At 35.8% G+C, this 18,318-nt stretch carries 17 protein-coding genes; 9 read left to right on the forward strand and 8 right to left on the reverse strand.

Translation table 11 applies throughout. From position 1 onward, the window contains the following. The first annotated feature begins 99 nt into the window (after positions 1–99). Complete coding sequence (locus tag AB1278_RS19205) at positions 100–1,044, forward strand: transketolase family protein (protein WP_110010857.1); 945 nt, start codon at positions 100–102, stop codon at positions 1,042–1,044. 195 nt (positions 1,045–1,239) lie between these two features. On the opposite strand, the gene AB1278_RS19210 is transcribed toward AB1278_RS19205, so the two are convergent. The 4 genes from AB1278_RS19210 to AB1278_RS19225 all read right to left on the reverse strand — a co-directional run bounded on the left by AB1278_RS19210 (position 1,240) and on the right by AB1278_RS19225 (position 3,391). After that, a complete protein-coding gene (locus AB1278_RS19210) occupies positions 1,240–1,758 on the reverse strand; it encodes a hypothetical protein (RefSeq protein WP_238349698.1) in 519 nt (172 codons plus the stop codon). Beyond that, complete coding sequence (locus AB1278_RS19215) at positions 1,736–2,215, reverse strand: hypothetical protein (RefSeq protein ID WP_202843373.1); 480 nt, start codon at positions 2,213–2,215, stop codon at positions 1,736–1,738. The genes AB1278_RS19210 and AB1278_RS19215 overlap by 23 nt, the downstream gene beginning before the upstream one ends. 143 nt (positions 2,216–2,358) lie before the next feature. Continuing rightward, positions 2,359–2,892 (reverse strand): DUF4303 domain-containing protein, encoded by a 534-nt coding sequence (locus tag AB1278_RS19220; protein WP_202843375.1) that lies wholly within the window; start codon positions 2,890–2,892, stop codon positions 2,359–2,361. Between the two features lie 178 nt (positions 2,893–3,070). Then, positions 3,071–3,391 (reverse strand): DUF4870 domain-containing protein, encoded by a 321-nt coding sequence (locus AB1278_RS19225; RefSeq protein WP_429816407.1) that lies wholly within the window; start codon positions 3,389–3,391, stop codon positions 3,071–3,073. A 238-nt stretch (positions 3,392–3,629) separates the two neighbouring features. Here AB1278_RS19225 and AB1278_RS19230 point away from each other — a divergent pair, with 238 nt between their 5' ends. From AB1278_RS19230 to gwsS, 5 genes are all read left to right on the forward strand, one after another. Then, positions 3,630–5,480, forward strand: coding sequence for a helix-turn-helix transcriptional regulator (locus AB1278_RS19230; RefSeq protein WP_429816410.1), 1,851 nt, complete (start codon positions 3,630–3,632; stop codon positions 5,478–5,480). A gap of 616 nt (positions 5,481–6,096) precedes the next feature. Then, entirely contained in the window at positions 6,097–6,297 is a 201-nt protein-coding gene (locus tag AB1278_RS19235) for a TIGR04139 family peptide modification target (RefSeq protein ID WP_202843381.1), read from the forward strand. Positions 6,298–6,364: 67 nt separating this feature from the next. Beyond that, on the forward strand, positions 6,365–7,270 hold the full coding sequence (locus tag AB1278_RS19240; protein ID WP_202843383.1) for a hypothetical protein: 906 nt from the start codon (positions 6,365–6,367) through the stop codon (positions 7,268–7,270). Next, positions 7,267–8,169, forward strand: coding sequence for a grasp-with-spasm system ATP-grasp peptide maturase (gene gwsG, locus AB1278_RS19245; protein WP_202843388.1), 903 nt, complete (start codon positions 7,267–7,269; stop codon positions 8,167–8,169). The genes AB1278_RS19240 and gwsG overlap by 4 nt, the downstream gene beginning before the upstream one ends. A 175-nt stretch (positions 8,170–8,344) precedes the next feature. After that, positions 8,345–9,415: a grasp-with-spasm system SPASM domain peptide maturase gene (gwsS, locus tag AB1278_RS19250; RefSeq protein ID WP_429816414.1), complete on the forward strand. Its 1,071-nt coding sequence runs from the start codon at positions 8,345–8,347 to the stop codon at positions 9,413–9,415. Positions 9,416–9,499: 84 nt separating this feature from the next. Here gwsS and AB1278_RS19255 read toward each other — a convergent pair whose 3' ends face one another. From AB1278_RS19255 to AB1278_RS19265, 3 genes are all read right to left on the reverse strand, one after another. After that, entirely contained in the window at positions 9,500–9,877 is a 378-nt protein-coding gene (locus tag AB1278_RS19255) for a hypothetical protein (protein ID WP_202843392.1), read from the reverse strand. Positions 9,878–9,946: 69 nt separating this feature from the next. Further along, positions 9,947–10,417 (reverse strand): Lrp/AsnC family transcriptional regulator, encoded by a 471-nt coding sequence (locus tag AB1278_RS19260; RefSeq protein WP_002984446.1) that lies wholly within the window; start codon positions 10,415–10,417, stop codon positions 9,947–9,949. A gap of 134 nt (positions 10,418–10,551) precedes the next feature. Further along, complete coding sequence (locus tag AB1278_RS19265) at positions 10,552–15,342, reverse strand: translocation/assembly module TamB (protein ID WP_429816418.1); 4,791 nt, start codon at positions 15,340–15,342, stop codon at positions 10,552–10,554. Between the two features lie 4 nt (positions 15,343–15,346). On the opposite strand from AB1278_RS19265, the gene tsaD reads away from it, so the two are divergent. From tsaD to AB1278_RS19280, 3 genes are read left to right on the forward strand one after another with little or no spacing between them, the layout of a single operon-like run. Beyond that, complete coding sequence (gene tsaD, locus AB1278_RS19270) at positions 15,347–16,363, forward strand: tRNA (adenosine(37)-N6)-threonylcarbamoyltransferase complex transferase subunit TsaD (protein WP_110010838.1); 1,017 nt, start codon at positions 15,347–15,349, stop codon at positions 16,361–16,363. Continuing rightward, positions 16,360–16,755 carry a hypothetical protein gene (locus AB1278_RS19275; protein WP_110010837.1) on the forward strand — a complete coding sequence of 132 codons (396 nt, stop codon included), beginning with the start codon at positions 16,360–16,362 and terminating at the stop codon, positions 16,753–16,755. The genes tsaD and AB1278_RS19275 overlap by 4 nt, the downstream gene beginning before the upstream one ends. Then, the gene (locus AB1278_RS19280; protein ID WP_110010836.1) at positions 16,752–17,447 is read left to right on the forward strand and encodes an RsmE family RNA methyltransferase; all 696 of its coding nucleotides are present in this window, start codon (positions 16,752–16,754) and stop codon (positions 17,445–17,447) included. The genes AB1278_RS19275 and AB1278_RS19280 overlap by 4 nt, the downstream gene beginning before the upstream one ends. Positions 17,448–17,494: 47 nt before the next feature. Here the strand turns inward: AB1278_RS19280 and AB1278_RS19285 are convergent, their stop codons facing one another. Continuing rightward, the gene (locus AB1278_RS19285; protein ID WP_202843407.1) at positions 17,495–18,175 is read right to left on the reverse strand and encodes a TrmH family RNA methyltransferase; all 681 of its coding nucleotides are present in this window, start codon (positions 18,173–18,175) and stop codon (positions 17,495–17,497) included. Positions 18,176–18,318: the final 143 nt, after the last annotated feature.

An 18,318-nucleotide genomic window follows, 5' to 3' on the forward strand; every position in this document is an offset into this window, starting at 1 on the left:
TTATAAATGATAAATTATTATTGATAAATGATACTCCTGGAACTTTATAATATGATTAATCACTCATCATTTATCAATGATCAAAAACTTTAGTAAAAAATGAAATATACATATACAGAAAAAAAGGACACTCGTTCAGGATTCGGAGCAGGATTAGCAGAATTAGCGGACAAAAATCCTAATGTAGTAGCACTTTGTGCAGACCTTATCGGTTCTTTGAAGATGGAGAAATTCATTGAAAAGGCTCCTGAAAGATTCTTTCAGATCGGTATTGCAGAAGCGAACATGATGGGAATTGCTGCAGGTCTTAGTATTACAGGAAAAATTCCTTTTACAGGAACTTTCGCGAACTTCTCTACTTCAAGAGTATATGATCAGATCCGTCAGTCTATTGCTTATTCTGACAAAAATGTAAAAATCTGTGCATCTCACGCAGGTCTTACTTTAGGAGAAGATGGGGCTACTCACCAGGTTCTTGAAGATATCGGTATGATGAAAATGCTTCCCGGAATGACCGTGATCAACACTTGTGATTACAACCAGACTAAAGCTGCTACTCTGGCGATTGCAGATTTTGAAGGTCCTGTATATTTAAGATTCGGAAGACCTGTGGTTCCTGTATTCATCCCTGAAGATATGCCTTTCGAAATCGGAAAAGGAATCATGCTTCAGGAAGGTACTGATGTAACGATTGTTGCAACAGGACATCTTGTATGGGAATCTCTTGTAGCGGCTGATGAACTTGAGAAAGAAGGTATTTCTTGTGAGGTGATCAACATTCACACGATCAAGCCTCTTGATGAAGAGATCATTTTAAAATCTGTAGAAAAAACAGGTAAAATTGTAACCGCTGAAGAGCACAACTATCTTGGCGGTTTAGGAGAATCTGTTGCAGGTATGCTTGCAAGAAGAAGACCTACAAAACAGGAATTTGTGGCGGTAAACGATACTTTCGGAGAGTCTGCAACACCAGCAGAATTGATGAAAAAGTATCAAATTGACGCGGCTGCAGTAAAAGAAGCTGTAAAGAGAATTTTAGCTTAAAATAAGGTATTATATAGACAAACTCCGGCGGTTTCTTCGAAACCGCCGGAGTTTTTTGCTGGCAGATTTGTGAAAATCTGTTTTTTGTGATGTATCAACCACCCCGTAAAAAATTCTTTGAATTTTTGCCACCCTTCCGGAGGAGGTGAATGGTTATACACCCATTCTTCATTGTATTAGTTTTTACCCTGATTATTATTGTTCCGGTTGATTCAAAGGAATTCCAACAGCGATGAGAACGGGAGATAAAATTTCTTTGATGTATTCATCTTCTCTTCTTTCGGAAGCTTTAGATCCGGAAAAGTAATTGCTGATTCTGTAGTTTTTCACAAACTGATTTCTTTTCTTCCCGATGGAATAGTAATACCCACCTCTTTCATCATTAATAAAATAGGTCATTTCATCAAAGTTCATCAGCTTTTTGGAAAGTAACAGTTTTCTGTAAATACACTTTTCTGATTTATCAAAAATATATTTCACAGGAATTATGAAAAGAAGGTCAAACAGGAAATAAATCATATAAACAGCCCATAAGCCCATTGCTATTTTAAACTGGTCGCCAGACATCTTATCCATAAAATAATACACAATAACAGGAAGTGCAATCACTCCCAGTCCCAGCCACCATACCAGAGTGCGTAGGAAACTGTAATTCGGCATAAAGCTTATTTCACTTCCGTTTTCTTCAAATCTATAACGGTCTCTGATATCCATTCTCAGGACTATTAAGGTTCATTATATCTTCCGTCTCATTGACCATTTTCTGAATTCCTTTCTGAGTAAGTGCCTGGCCTATGGTAAGTTGCTTTTCTTTTCCATCTACTTCAAAATACATAGACAACATTACATTTGTGGTGATAAAACCCATGTATTTTGTAGCCAAAACATGAAAATTTCTGAAATTTTCTATGGGATAGGTCTTTACCGGAACAAAAATGGAGTGTTTTCCCGTAACTGTTTTACGGTCCATATCAATAATGAATTTCTTGGTAAAGAAATTGATCATAATAAGTACTACTGTAGCAATAATAACATAACTGAAAGTTCTTAGGCTATTAAAGAGTAATGCTGCTACAATCAGGAAAATAATACAAAGCACGGATACAAATACCGGCTGATTTTTAAAAATATATTGGTTTCCTTCCTGTTTATAAAATTGGTAGTTGTTCATAATGAATGTAATTGTTCTTTATATTTTGGTTGGTGGTTGAGTCTAATGCTTAAGAGATTGCAATGTATAAGAGGCTTCTGAGACAATTATTTTATCGGGCTTCATATGTATATATTTAAAGTGTTTTTTTATGCGTCATATTTTTAATTGCCCCAGGCAGCCATCCAGTTCAGATATTCACTTTTGTATTTATTATCGTTAAGTCTGACGATAAGATCTTTTAGCTCTTCCTTCTCAAACTCATAGTCTGAGACCGTGAAAATCAGGAAAATATCTTTGCCTGTGATCTTTGTGAAAAAGTTTTCATTTTTAAGTTTCTCCAGCACTTCAATACAGGTGGAATACAACTTCGTCTGAAAACCTTCAAACCAATGACCATCGTCGTCATGTTTAGTAAGCTCTGCTCTCAATTGGGTACAGATCTCATCAAATTCTTTATCGGCTCCTTCCATTTCGTAGGTCCATTCTGCCGGTTCATATTTATAATAAAGAGCATCTTCGTCATCTGTATTCTCCATTGCTTTCAATGTATTGGCAGCAGGGCAAACCGTCATTGCTCCCTCATCGCTGTACAAAGCAAAACTGTAAATACCTTCTGCTCCATGCTTTTCATACACTTCTAAAAAAGCTTTCCTTGCAGCGTCTTCAATTTGCTGTTTCAAAATTTCAAAATCCATACTTCTTTTCTTTTTTAAAATGGGCGTTAAAATTACCTTTATCCTGTCAAATCAGCGCATTATATTCTTTATAAGATCAGCCAGTTTCGTGATTATAGCTATTCTATTTTATCATTTTTTTAGCGTTCTGATTTTATTATCGTCAAAATGGTCTTTTGTACCTGTTAATCATCAGATATTATCTAATGAAAGAAAACTTATCTTCAAACATTTTTCCGATCAACGGTAAAGGTTTTTCAACATTGTTGGCTGCATTAATAATCCCGATAATCATTAACACCAAAGGGATCAAACCTAATATTCCCAGAATTCCGATTTTAGTAACCATCAATACAATATTGAGAATGATAGATAAAAAAATAGAAAAAAGAATTAATCCCAATGATTGTTTCAGATGGTATTTTAAAAGGCTGTCCGACTTTTCTTTTCCGATAAAGAAGGATATCAGCCATCCGAAAAGCGTAATGTAAGAAACAATTGATAAGGTTTTGTTGTCCATAGCTGTAAAATTTTTAATTAATATTCTTTGATTTTTTCCGGTCCAAAATTGCAGAAGAAAAAGATCCCAGTCTTCTTTTATGCAACTACAAAACATCTTCAATGCAGATTACGGATGACTACAAAATGTCTACAAAAACAATTAAAAATCTAATATTCAACAAATTACAAACAATACATAGTTCTACTTTTTCAGACAGGAAATTGACAGGTGTCTACAATTTTTGTACTTTCACCTTATGAAATTAAAGTACTTACTTTTATACTGTATACTTTTTATCTGCCCATTATATCCCGCACAGAATGCATTTATTGATGGTCTTAAGAACCAATTAAATGAAGATCATATTTCTACTGCAGAAAGATTCAGAATTTACAATGAACTTACCGAATATTACAGAGTCAGCGATCAATATTCTACTGCTGAAAAATATGTTCAGCAGCAACTTGATCTTGCTAAAAAAGAAAATGATTATGCTGAAGAAGTAAAAGCTCTCAGTCAAAAAGGAGTCATTAAGCTTAATCAGTCTGAATATGATAAGATTCCTCCTATTCTGGATGCTGCGAATGCAATTGTTCAAAAGAGTCATAACAAAACGGCTGAACTATATGCCACCTATCTGAATATCTACTACAGAAATGCACTTGGCGAACTTGAAAGTACCATCAAACTTGTTCAGAAAGTTCTTCCCACCGTTGAAAAACAACCTTCTGAAATCTTATTGAACGCAAAGCTCAATTATCTTCTCTACGGAATCTATACAGAATGGAACGATGCTGACAATGCCACCAGATATGCCAAGAAATCCATAGAGCTTGCTGAAAAGGCGGGAAACAAAAATTTACTCAGCTCTACTTATTCGGCGCTGGCTGTCTGCTACTCCTTTCAATATGAGAAAAGCGGGAACTCAAAAGATCTGAAACCCGTCATTGAGATGTGTAAGAAAGCTGTTGGCCTGTACCATCAATTTCCCGGTCATGTCTCAGCCCATGTACATGCAATGGCCTTACTGAATCTTACAAACTATTATCTGAGCTATCCGGTTATGACTCCCGAAATCCGTGAGGAAATTCAGAATAACGCCCACGAAATCCTGACCCTTACCCAGCATACGACTCTTAATCAGAGTATGCAGGCAGGTGCACTTGGTGTTTTGAGCAATCTTGCATCACGGGATCAGAATGATGCTTTATCAGAGCAGTATCTTCTGAAAGCTGAACAGATTCTGCTTACCCAGCAGCCGGTTTATTATCACGTGATGATCAATGTGGTAAAAAATCTTGCAGAGCTTTATGCAAAACAGAAAAATTACCGGAAAGCTTATGAGTACGAGACAAAAGTAACAGAATACAGCAATCTTCTCTTTGATGAAGGCCAGGCTGAAACTGCAAAAAGGTTGGAAGCTCAGTATCAATCGCAGAAAAAAGAATCTGAACTCAGATCTCTCACCGAAAAAACGGCCAGTCTGAAAAAGGAAAAACTTCTTTATATTATACTGGGAATCATAGGATTGATTGGAGCCTTCTTTATGTTCCGTTCTTATCATTTTAAACTGCGGTATTCTATAGAAAGGGAAAATAAGCTTGATACAGAAAAGCATGAAGCAGAAATGCAGGTCAAACTTCAGGAGGAAGAGCAGGCCCGATTAAGGGCAGAACAGGAACTACTTACCCTTCAGCAGCAAAAACTTCAAAGTGAGGTACTGGCGAGCCAGCTTCATATTCAGCATAAGAATGAGGTTCTGCAGCAGCTTCAGACCCAGCTTTCCGATACGGATATTAATATTCATCAGGTGGTAAAAGGAGAAAATCGGGTTGACAATGATTTTGAAAAAATCAGATTCACCATTCAGGAACTGCATCCTGATTTCTTCAAAAATATCAATGAAAAAGCTAAACAAAAGCTTACTGCTCTGGATTTGAAATACTGTGCTTACCTCTATCTGGGAATGGACACCAAACAAATTGCCAACCTCCTCAATGTAGAACCCAAAAGTGTAAGAATGACCAAATACCGTCTGAAAAAGAAGTTCGGTCTGGATCAGGATACCGCTTTAGAATCTTTTTTCCAGGGGGTATTTTCTGAGTAACTATATATATTTTATTTTTATACTCAATTGAAAGCTTTTCGTCTTAAAATTGAAGAGCTTTTTTATACTTAAAATTCATTTGTTAATATCCAAAGTTTTAAAATCAGAGGTTTTTTTATAAAAACTGAGGGGATACTTACGTGGTTTTTGGTGCTAAAAAAGTTGATTTTAAATAAAACAAATCACAAGAAGCATACAAATAGTACCCAAAACAAATTATTCAACATCTTATTTCCAGGCTTACATCCCTTATTTTCCGGTATTGTACAATAGAAAATATTACCGTACAAACTATTGTTAAAGTCATTAGCTTTCTTTTTATAGCCGGTATGTAATTTATACTTTTTCGAATTTCAAATATTTCACCAAAGCCCAGCTCCTATTCAGAGTAAAATTTGCATTTGTACACAAAGCAAAATACAAATCATTTACACATTTTATCCCTATAAAGTGATCTAAATATTTATAGTTTTATCCCATCAACGTTGACAAAATGTATTCTTCAGATTGACAATACAAGTGTACAGTGTATAATAAATAGGAAGAATTATTCACCCAAAGTCAAGGGTTAATTTGACACAAATGATTTATATAAAAACAATTAAAAATTACACACATGAAAAAATTAAATGGAATGAAGAGTGGCTTCTCTTCTACAGAAAACAAGAAATTACAAAGAAAGGATCTAAAATCTATTTTAGGTGGAGATGGTTATAAATATGTAGAAACAGATTGTGGTTCTACATGTTATGATAAAGAAACATGGAAAGATGGGACTCTTATCAGTACTTTAAAAATAGATACCAGCCTTAATTAGTATTATCACAGATAGAGGGTTATCCCTCTATCTCTTTTATCATCACACCATATTCGTTAGAGAATTTATGAAAAAGGATATTTGGAACTATGCTTCATATGGTTTAATAGCTATAATTTTCACTCTCATAGCTTGCAAGAGCAGAAATTTGAACTATATAACCTATTATAATAGAATCAATGAAATCGACAGTATATTTCGTTTACAAAAGGATACAATATTTACAATTAAGCAGTACAAAAAAATATTCAGCCAATATCCTCCCAAAAACCAGGAACGGAGGGAGGAATATGAAAATTACATAAAGCTTGCAGATCAACATCACAAAAATTTCGGAGGGAAAAAAAGTCTTTACAAGCTTATTCCGTTAGTTGCACATAATTGGAAATATAAAAAGCAAGACTCCAGCTTCATACAGCTCTATCAAAAATATGGTATTGGCAGGCAGGAAATGGAATTGAAAGTTGAGGAATGGAAAAGAGGACTTAATCAAAAACTTGTAGATTCTTTTACAGTCGCGTTTAAACGTGATCAAGACAGCCGTATTGATTCAAATTATGCAGATATCAATAAAAATGATAAAAAGAATGCTGAACTTCTGAGGTGGATGTTTGAGAATTATGGTTTCCCAAGTCTGCAAAAAATTGGTTTATCAAATGGTGATTTCTTTATGCCATCAGGACCTATATTACTACACATGGCAGATTATGAAGAGTATTATCCATATTTGAAAATAAAGCTATTAGAGTATGTAAAATCTGGTGAATGTCCCCCAAGAGACTACGCAGCTATGGTAGATAGAAATAATTTACACCATAAAGTACCTTATACTTATGGCGTTTATCAAGGATATGAAAATATAAAAGACTCCGCAACCGTCAATCGTAATCGCAAAAACATAGGGCTGCCAAGCTTAAAGCATGCTCAGTTGATTACAAAAGATTTTTTCAAAAAAATAAAAAAGAAAAATTGATACTGATCATTTCTCAAAATAACGAGATAACCACTACAGAAGTCATTAAATGGCTACAAAAATTGGATAAAAGCTTTATCCGGGTGCATGAAGATGAAATTTTTGATATTAAAATCCAAGAAAAACGGATTTATCTAGAAAGCCCGAGAAATTGTTTTTTTATTGATGAAATTAGCAGTGTATGGTATAGAAGAGGTAGACTGAAGTTTAACCGCCTGTACTATAAAAATGAAGCGATTAACCTCCATATGAATGAATATCAACACTGGCTGGAAGATTATGTAATAAAGGTTTTAGAGTCAAAAAAACATATTAATAAACAAAGCAATTGTGATATCAATAAACTTCTTGTGCTTGAAGAGGCCCAAAAGGCTGGATTAGATGTTCCGTCTTATTTTCTGGCTGACAACACAGATCATGTTACTTTAAATAAAACAATCATCAAAACCATTGGTGGCAACCCAAGAATGGAAAGCATACTCAAGGATTCCAGTGGGATGATGTATACAACAGTTGTTCAAGAAAATGAAAATAAAAATTTTTTAATCACTTTTTTTCAGGAAAAAATCGAAAAAAACTTCGAGATCAGAAGCTTTTATCTAAATGGTAAAGTTTGGTCTACAGCCATCTTTTCGCAAAATGATAACCAAACTAAAATTGACTTTAGGAAATACAATGATGAAAAACCCAATAGAAAAGTACCTTATAATCTTCCGAAAAATATTGAGCAAAAAATACATCTGTTAATGCAGTCATTAGATCTTAATTCCGGTTCTCTTGATTTCATCAAAAATGATGGTAAATACTATTTTTTAGAAGTCAATCCAGTAGGCCAGTTTTTGGGAATATCAGTAATATGTAATTATTTATTGGAAAAAGAAATAGCTGATTATTTATGAAAAGAGATTTTACTAACAAAGAAAAACATAAACTTCCCCTCACCTTTAAATATATTGACGTTGTAAAAAACAAAATTCGTGAGAAAAAACATTTTAGCATCACCATTCCATGCGAAAAATACTATACTGATTCTTACGCAAAACTTAATCCTTATAAATTTCTGACGAGATTATTATGAACTATTTCAGCCTATTTGCCAACATCCTTATCACCAAAGGAGCCACCAGAATTCTCATTTCAGATCTACAGAGAAATATATCAGAACTGTATCCGTTGGAGTTGTATGAAATTATAGAAGAGCTGAAAAACAAATCCGTTGAAGATACAATGACAAGTTATGATGAAGAATCCAAAGAAATTGTTCAGAACTATATCAATCTTCTGCTGGAAAAAGAATATGGATTTATTACAGAGAATGATTGGGACAGAAATTTTCCTCCTCTCTCTTTTGAACATCATGAGCCCAGCGCTATCACCAATCTCTTTATCGAAATGGAAGATATCGTGATCATAAAGAAGATATTTCCGTCAATAGAAAATCTTGGGATTAAGCATTTGGTTATTTACAGCTTGAAACCTTTACCCTTAAAAGATTGTATAGAAATTGATGAAATTTTTAAAACCTCAGTGTTATCAGGAATAGAAATTTTCTCACCGTTTCACCAGAAAGTCAACCTCTCTTTTATACAGGCTCTTCAAAAAAATACAGTCAGAATATACAGTCTCATTTTTTACAATTGTCCGGAACCTCCTTTCAAAGCCAAAGATGAATATAGATTCTCACTGAATTTTCTGAAAGACGATCTGAAAATATCTACCTGTGGAAAAGTAGAACTGAAATACTTCAACACGAATATTACTAAAGTTATAGAAGCAGTGAACCACAATTCCTGCCTGCATAAAAAGATAGGCATTGATAGAAAAGGTAATATTAAAAACTGTCCACTGATGAATGAAAGCTTTGGAAACATCCAAAAACAAAGCCTTGAAGAAGCCATCAATCAACCTGATTTTAGAAAATACTGGGATCTTACTAAAGACCAAATTGAAACATGTAAAGATTGTGAGTTCCGTTATGTCTGCACAGACTGCAGGGCATATACTGAAAACACGTTAAAAAACAAAGAGGGCCTTAGTATATCAAAACCTCTGAAATGCGGCTATAATCCTTATACAGGCGTTTGGGATGACTGGTCAAAAAACCCTTTAAAACAAGAAATTTTTAATTCCCTGGTACTCAGATAATTTTTTTCATAATCCCTGTTAATTGAAAACCGCTTTTAAATCTAATTTAAAAGCGGTTTGTTATCTTATCGTATTGATTACATTTTATTTAAAAAACTTCCATTTTGGGATAATAGCAAGCATTCCGAATCCTGTAAACAGAAAAAGATTGGTTACATCCGTATACAAAAATGTAGACAGATAGTAATTGTGCATAAAGAAATGCAGCACCAGTAAAGCCGGAAACATAAAGATTCCTGCCTTTTTGTAGAAGAACATCAGCACAAGCCCTATCATCATCAGTATATCAATAGAAAAAATCACATAGAAGTACCACCTCGGAATCTGAAGGTATTCATGCTGCAGATATTCATCCACATCGATACCAAGTCCCATAATAGTAAACAACATCAAGGCTGCAAACGCCAAAATAAATCCCCATCCTTTCTTTGGGTCTTCGTCAAAATAGCTGTATTCTTCCATACCTACAAAAATAAAGAACTTATGAGAGATTTCATAAGTTCTTTTATAATTATTCGTTTAAAATTTGACTTACACAGAGATTGCGTTGATCAGTCTGTTTTTGTCACTTAAGAATTCCTCCATAGAGATCATACTTTCAGTTCTCATTACATCCTGAATGTCGTCGATCTGGTAAATAATTCTTTTGGCATCATCAGTATTTTTAGCTCTTACTTTACAGAAAATATTATATTTTCCTGAAATAACGCTAGCCTCGATTACGTTAGGAATAGTTGACAATTCTTTCAATACTTCCTGAGTACGGTTTGATTTTGTCAAAAGGATACCTATGAAAGCTGTAAAGTGATAATCCAGCTTACCATAATCGATGTTAAGAGATGATCCCAAAATAATACCTGCATCTTCCATCTTTTTCACTCTTACGTGAATTGTTCCAGCAGAAACATCCATCTGCTTTGCAATTTCAGTAAAAGGCATTCTTGTGTTTTCTACTAAGAAATCAAGAATCTTCTTGTCTATTTCGTCCAGTTGATAGTTCATATTAGTTAAATTACAATTTCTTTAAAAAATCTATGTATTTTTTGCAAATTTACGAAAAATAATTTAACTAAAAAATATATATCAAATATTAACAATAATTAACACAGATGATAAAAATCATTAAAATATTCTAATTATTTACCATTCGATTTTATAGAATCTGTTTTTATTTCACCTTTTGCGTCTGAAGTTTTTTTGTCTTTTTTCTTCTTTTTAAACAAAGAATTGAAGCTTTTACTCCACACTACCCCTCCGCCATAAGCTTGATTAGCAGAACCGTTTGTACTCACCATACCGATGTTTGTAGGCTTGGAATACGCACGTATCACCAATGAGCCATCATTCTTTTTAGACAGATCATATTCTACAGATCCTTCCGTGGAAAGGTAATTGTTTTGTGCACCATCCGTTTTTGATAACGGAATACCCAAACCAGTCTTGATATTGACTCTCGGGGAGAGGGCTACACTTACTCCCGCATTGGCTCTGTCTCCATAATTTGAGTTCTGATCTCCTTTCACATAATTAAGGTCAATCTGAAATTCGTTACTCATCGTATTAAGAACGGATCCCAACTGCTTCAGAAGTATATTATATCCTGAGGATTCCGCTACATTTCCTACATTTACATCGAACCCACCAGTGTTGGATACGTTAAAGGTACTCAATAACAATACAGATCCGAACTGGAGAACCTTCTCTCCTTCCTGGCTCATTTTCGCAGCTAGTGTTTCTCTTACCTGGCTGGATACATCCATTGCCGTCACATTAAGATCAATCTGGGGGTCTACCAACGACTGGGTGATATGGGCCTGCAGCAGAATACTGATAGGCTGCAGTTTCCCCATACTAAGATATTCTCCCGCATTGGAAACCATTCTGATGTAGTTGGCATTAATATCCAGCATTGGTTTCATCGCATCACCATCCCACCTTATACTGCTGTTTCTTTCGATCTGGAATGTTTTATTAAGAATGGCCTTAGAGACAAATGTTCCGTTATCTACTTTATAGGTACCGCTCATCGCAATATTCCCCTGTCTGTTCATATGGAACCTCAACGGATCAGCTGATCCTTTTACCGTAATATTTCCCACATCGTCTCCTACCAGTACATTTACGGTGGTTCCTTTATCTACCGCCAGATTGAAGTCAATATTCATATTGGCTCCTGTTTTCTTCTTTTCTTCAAGTGTAATCAGACCATCTTTTCCTTCTTTCAGGAACCTCAGCATTTTAAATTCTTCTACATTGGACGTTGAGCTGGAATTAAAGGTAAAGGTACTTCCGTTAAGCGCCTTCATATTAGGAGTGGTTATACTTAATCCTGATACAGGTCCGTCCACGTACAGATCTCCCTGTCCGTAAACTCTTCCCCAGAAAAGGTCAAAATCTTTTTGCGTGGTATTCAGCATCAACAGGTTGTCTGCTCTCATTACAAGAGATACCCCCATGGAAGAAAGGGTTTCAAACTGAATCGCTCCGGAGATATTCCCTTTGGAATTGGTTCTTCCGTCGTGTACTTCAATATTATTGAGGATAGCAAGTCCTTTGGAAAGCTGAATCACAGTATCATCAAATGAATAATCTACCCCGGTAAACAATAGTTTTAATCCAAAATCTTTTAATGCAATATCTCCGCTATAATCAAGATTGTTAAGCTTTCCATTGATTTTAAGATCCCCTGTTGCCTTTCCGCGAAGGTTTCCGAAAATAGTCTGCACAAACTGCTGCGTAAATGCCAGGTCAAAATCACGCATTTCCGCAGTAAGATCAATAATCGGAGAAGAAGTATTATTATTAACCGTTCCTGTAAGGTTAAGGCTGTTGTTTCCAAGTACGCCGGCAGAGTGAACTTTCACATCAATATCATACACATTCAGCGAGAATCCATTGGTGGCAGAAATAGAGATATCCCCCATATCATCACCATTCATCTTAATATCATCAATGTTAAGATCTACCAGCGGCTGAAGTGTACTTTTATCCATTTTGATCTTAACGCTTCCGTTGGCAAGACCTTTAATATCCATAGTATTTCCTCCGGACTGCATTTCCAGCAGCTTTTCTACCGCAAAATCGTTGATATCTGCATCTACATAAAAGTCTTTCGCAGACTTAAACTGGGCTTCTTTAATAAACAAAGCACTTTTATCGGAATATACCCTCAGATTCCTGATATCAAAATCTCCGATTTTCTTTCTGTAGGTAATAGAGTGATTCAGCTCAGGACTTGTATCTATAGCCCAGGTAACTTCATTGAATTTTACCTCGGTAGGTTCAAACCTGAATACATAATCACCTGCTGCATCAGTAGACTGGTCTACGTTGATGGCGTATTCCTTAAGCTTTTCATTAAGCTCATCATCAGGACTTCCATGCTTGAACACGGTTGCTAAATGAAGTGTATTTCCATTTTCATTATTCCCTTTAAGCTCAAAATCTTTAATTACATTTTTATTATAAATGACCCTGTTGATCTTAGCATACAATTGCTGGTTAAGGTCACCTGTGTTAATTCTCACTTTAACACTATCCACCATTGCACTGTCTCTGCTGAGATTTTTTCGGTCATTAATTTTATAATCAGAATTTGAAGATGCCAGCGCCTGGTCAGCATCTGTAATCTCCTCTTCCTTGGTCATTATATATTTTAAAGATGCCGCATCAAGATTCAGGATCAGGTTGTTGGAATTCCCATCATATTCTCCTTCAACAAGAGCCCCCTGTGGTAATCTCAATTCAGGTAAGAAATAATTAACAAGGCCCTGCTGGACATCAAACTTCAACGCAAAATTCTGTCCACGGTATAATTTTCTTGGCGGTGGTCCCACTAATATTTTCCCTACTCCATTTTCTACCATTCCTGCAAGATCTGCAAGATTGTATTTTCCTGAGATTTTACCTGTGGCAGCTCCCGGAGCATCTACATCAATGACACGACCTCCTGCTTCAACAAACGTTTTTAACCTGGCATTCGGAATATTATATTTTTGAGTAGCTGAAGCAAAGTGAAGGTTATTGGCATTCACATCTAAAGTAAGATCGTTGATAGAAGACATGGCCATTTTCCCTTCTACCTGGCCACTTACCACCTGAGTGCCGGGCTTGTTGGTAAAGTAATTCATGTTCAGGTAAGTGACGTCTGCATTAACGTCCATAGCGATCCTCGAAGTACTGAAATCAATCAATCCTTTGACTGTAGCTTTAGCCTGCTCATCATTAACAGTGATGAGTCCGTTATATTTTTTATGATCCAATAAACCATCCAGATACAGATTATTGATCGTTTTATCCATAATTTCAATACTGGCAATCTGAGATTTCGTAGTCAGACGCATGGTATTGACGTCAAAACTTTGTCCGTTAAGATCAAATTTACCGGAAATTAAGCCTACCGATTTATTCTTAGTGATGACTGAGGTATTGAGATCTTTTACATCAAGATAACCGGAATATTTTGGCATTGCAGTGCTGTAGCCTGTCAGAGTAAGTTTCGAAATTTTCGCCTGCCCGATTCCTGTCATTAAATTACCATTATCCACATAAATTTGCTCAGGATTCACTTTTGCGGTTCCGTTATATTTCAGTTTTCCGAAATCATCTGCAAAGTTCTTCATCTTTTTGGAGATGAATGAAGGCATCATGGCTTTTAAATCCTTGTACGTAAAATCTGTTGAAAGATCTTTTGTTTCAATAGCAAAATTTCCTTTCAGCAGATTGTCAACCTTCATCGTTTTGGTAGCAATATTGACGTCAGGATTTCTGATCAGAAAGTTCTCCAGGTGGAATTTATTCAATGGCCCTGTCATTACCCCGGAAAGATTGAAGGGTTTGATATTATCCCAGTTGGTTACAAAATAACTGATATCATATCCGCTTAGCTGGCTTCCCTGTTTAATATTCATATCCCAGCGTACTTTGTCTGCAAAATCTGCCCAGGATCCGTCGTGAAGATTAAATTTGATATCTCCCTGAAGTAAGGTATGATCCGTATTCAGGGTAAGGTCTTTTAACGACAAAAACTGCTTCGTTAGAGAAAGTTCTGTTGAAAAGGTATCCACAAAGTGAGATTTTCCCCACCTTGAAGTTACAAATGACATATTATTAATCAACGCCGAAACATTCGGTCCGTTGACTTTTACGTTCGGTGCTTTTAAATTGAATTTTGTTGCGGTAAGCCATTTTCCCTGTTCTCCGGGAGAATTTTCATTAACGATGGAAACCTTAGAATCAATAATCTGAATTCTGGAATTCAGTTGAAAAGGAGGTTTCTTGGGATCTCTTTTCTTACCATTGTCAAAGAGTTCTACAAACCTTACAAAATTGGATATACTGTCTCCTTTATAAGTAATCACCTTTACATCGGCATTCACAAGAGCCAGAGAGTTAAAACTTAGAGAATTGCTGCTTCCTGAGATGGCATTTACTGCCAGAGATATCCAGTCTGAATCTGCGCGAAACTCACGGGCTGTAATAAAATCAAAACCTTTATAATCTTTTACTTTTAAGCCTTTAATTGTTACATCACCGAAGTAATTTACATCTACACTTTCTGTAGAAAAATCAGATTTAAAATCGTTATTAACAAGCTTCAGAGCCTGATCAGCAGCCCATCTTTTTGTTACCGGAAGGTTGATGGCAATAAGGACTCCACCTACAAGGAAAATACCCAGCCAAAAGAGAATCAGGAGCAGTTTTGCCCACCAGGTATAGCTGGTAACATCCTTTACAGCCTGTTTCCCAAATTCTTCAGCTGTTTCTACAGGATGATGTATCGCATCCGAAGCAAGCTCAGAGGCTTCTTTTACTGTTTCCCTTACTTTTCCCTCTACATTTTCAACAGTTTTCTGTACCTGATCCCCTAGGTTTTCAGCTACTGATTTTTTATTCTCATTCTCGTTATTATTCTCTAACTTTGCCATTATTATGAGCGACTCTATAATTTTAGGTATTGAATCGTCCTGTGACGACACCTCAGCAGCTATCATCAAGGGAAATTCTATTCTTTCAAACATTGCCGCGAACCAGGCCATCCACAAAGAATATGGCGGCGTTGTCCCTGAATTGGCTTCACGAGCCCATCAGCAAAATATTATCCCCGTTGTTGAAAAATCTTTTTCTAAAGCAAATATACAACAAAATGCTATCTCTGCTATAGGATTTACTCGCGGACCGGGACTTTTAGGATCTCTTCTTGTAGGAACATCATTTGCTAAGTCTTTGGCGATGAGCCTGAATGTACCTTTGATTGAAGTAAATCACCTTCAAGCCCACATTCTGGCCCATTTCATCGAGGATGCAAATCCTGTGCCGCCTACCTTTCCTTTTTTATGCCTTACCGTAAGCGGCGGACATACCATGATTGTATTGGTAAAAGACTATTTTGATATGGAAATCATCGGCAAAACCATTGATGATGCAGCAGGAGAAGCTTTTGATAAAATCGGAAAGATTTTTGACCTTGATTACCCTGCAGGCCCCATCATCGACAGATTGGCTAAGGAAGGAAATCCCGATGCTTTTACATTCAACAAACCGAAACTGGAAAACTACGATTATTCTTTCAGCGGTATTAAAACTTCCGTGCTGTATTTCATTCAGAAAGAAGTCAGAAAAAATCCGGATTTCATTAAGGAAAATCTTAATGACCTTTGTGCTTCCGTACAAAAATCAATTATTGAAATTCTGATGAATAAACTTGAAAAAGCAGCCAAAGATCTCAAGGTAAATCAGGTCGCTATTGCAGGAGGTGTATCTGCCAATTCTGCACTTAGAAAGGCAATGGAAGACAATAAAGAAAGACTGGGATGGAGTATTTATATTCCAAAATTCGAATATACTACAGATAATGCAGCCATGATTGCCATGGTAGCAAAACTGAAGTTTGAACGTGGAGAATTTACCGATCTGAGAACTTCCGCAACGGCAAAATACGATTTATGAAAATACTCTTAGAAGAAAAAGTACTGGGAACACATTCTAAAAAGAACTCAAAATATTACTGGGTATTGGAAACTATCACAGGAAGACATGAGGGCTCAGAAACTTTTTCAGAGTTTAACGGAGAAAGTTCTGAGACTGGATATATTCAGGATATCAAAGAAGAAGTTTTAAAATTAATTAATTCTGAACATCTTTTTAGTTTTCCCTATATTCCAAAAGAAGGAGATTATTTATCCATCAAAAATAATTTGAGAAAACAGGAATATTTAAATCTGATTTTCATTAATAATGTATGGATAGAAGAAATATACATGTGTTCTTACCGGGAATGTGATACAGATATATATACAACCATCAAAACAGGAGTAGCATTTATAAACCAGGATATATGAAACTATTCTACGGAGACATCAACAGAAATAAAGTTATAATCAACGACGAAGAACAGCAGCATATTGTAAAAGTTCTTCGCATGAGAGATGGTGAAACGATTCACGTGACGGATGGAAAGGGAAAACTGGCTTCCGGAAAACTGATTATAGAAGGCAAGAAAGCGGGGATTGAAGTTTCTGAGATCAAAGAAAATCTGCCGGAATTCAATCCTCAACTTCATATTGCGATTGCTCCCACCAAGAATATTGACAGAATTGAATTTTTTGTGGAAAAAGCGGTGGAAATGGGGATTTCAGAAATAAGCATTATTATCACTGAAAAAACGGAGCGTAAAAACATCAACATCGATAAAATCAGGAAACAGGCTGTTGCAGCATCCAAGCAGAGCCTGAGATTTCATTTTCCGGTTATCAATGATGCTGTAAAACTGACGGATTTTCTGAAAAATATTGATCCGGAGCATACCTTTGTAGCGCATTGCCATCAGAATCTGCAAAGAATTGATCTTAAAAATATTCCTCAGCTGAAGCAGCTTACTTTTTTAATAGGCCCCGAAGGTGATTTTTCTGAAAAGGAGATTGCATTTCTGGCAGAAAACAAAGTAAGAGCGGTTTCTCTAGGAAGTCAAAGACTGAGAACGGAAACGGCGGGAGTTTTTGTGGCCGCATGGAATTATTACAATATGATATAAATACAAAACGAGAAGGCACAAAACCTTCTCATTTTTATTTCAGATTACTATTTCCAGTCAATATTATTTTCTCTCAGATATTTTTCAAAAATCTGCTGTCCGCTTCTGATTGAATTGACAGCCCAAAGGATTTGCATCCTTAAAAGTTTTTCTTCATTCAGTTTATAATCAATCCCAGACTTTATCAGCTTTTGTTTCAGTTCGTACATACAAATGGAAGCCGCTACAGAAACATTGAAGCTTCTTGTAAAGCCATACATTGGGATGGCCAGTGTTTCATCGGCAAAATCTAAAATCTCCTGGGAAACGCCCTCCATTTCAGTTCCAAAAACCAAAGCAATGGGTTCTGTTATTTCATATTCAGGTAACATTTTAGCGTTCTTTTCCAGCGAAACAACCACTATTTTATATCCGCGGTCTTTAATATTCTGGAAAGATTCCATATTTCGGGGAAGTTTTTCTACCTCAACCCAGGTATCAGCTCCTTTTGTTACACGAAGATTGGGTTCAAAACTGTATTCTTCCTGCAAAGCCACTACTTTATGGAAACCACAGGCTTCCACAGAACGTACAATGGCTGCTGCATTTCTAAACTGATAGATATCTTCCACCACCGGAAGGACAAAGTCTGAACTTTCCTGAGAAAAATGTTCAATTTTCTCGAGCCTTTCTTCGGTTAAAAACTGTTTTAAATATTCAAAGGTTTGCGCTAAATCTTTCATCCGCATTTAGTTATTTTTTCAATAGCCTTATGAAACATCAGTCATTTTCATTTTATTTTTATAAAATTTCATGATAAGCGTTTCATTCATTTTCAAATCTTTGCAAATTAACGTAATTTTGACCTATGAACCCTAATCGGGGGCCAATT

Origin of the sequence: Chryseobacterium sp. NRRL B-14798 (assembly GCF_050470705.1) — a bacterium.
Taxonomy (GTDB): Bacteria; Bacteroidota; Bacteroidia; order Flavobacteriales; family Weeksellaceae; genus Chryseobacterium; species Chryseobacterium cupriresistens.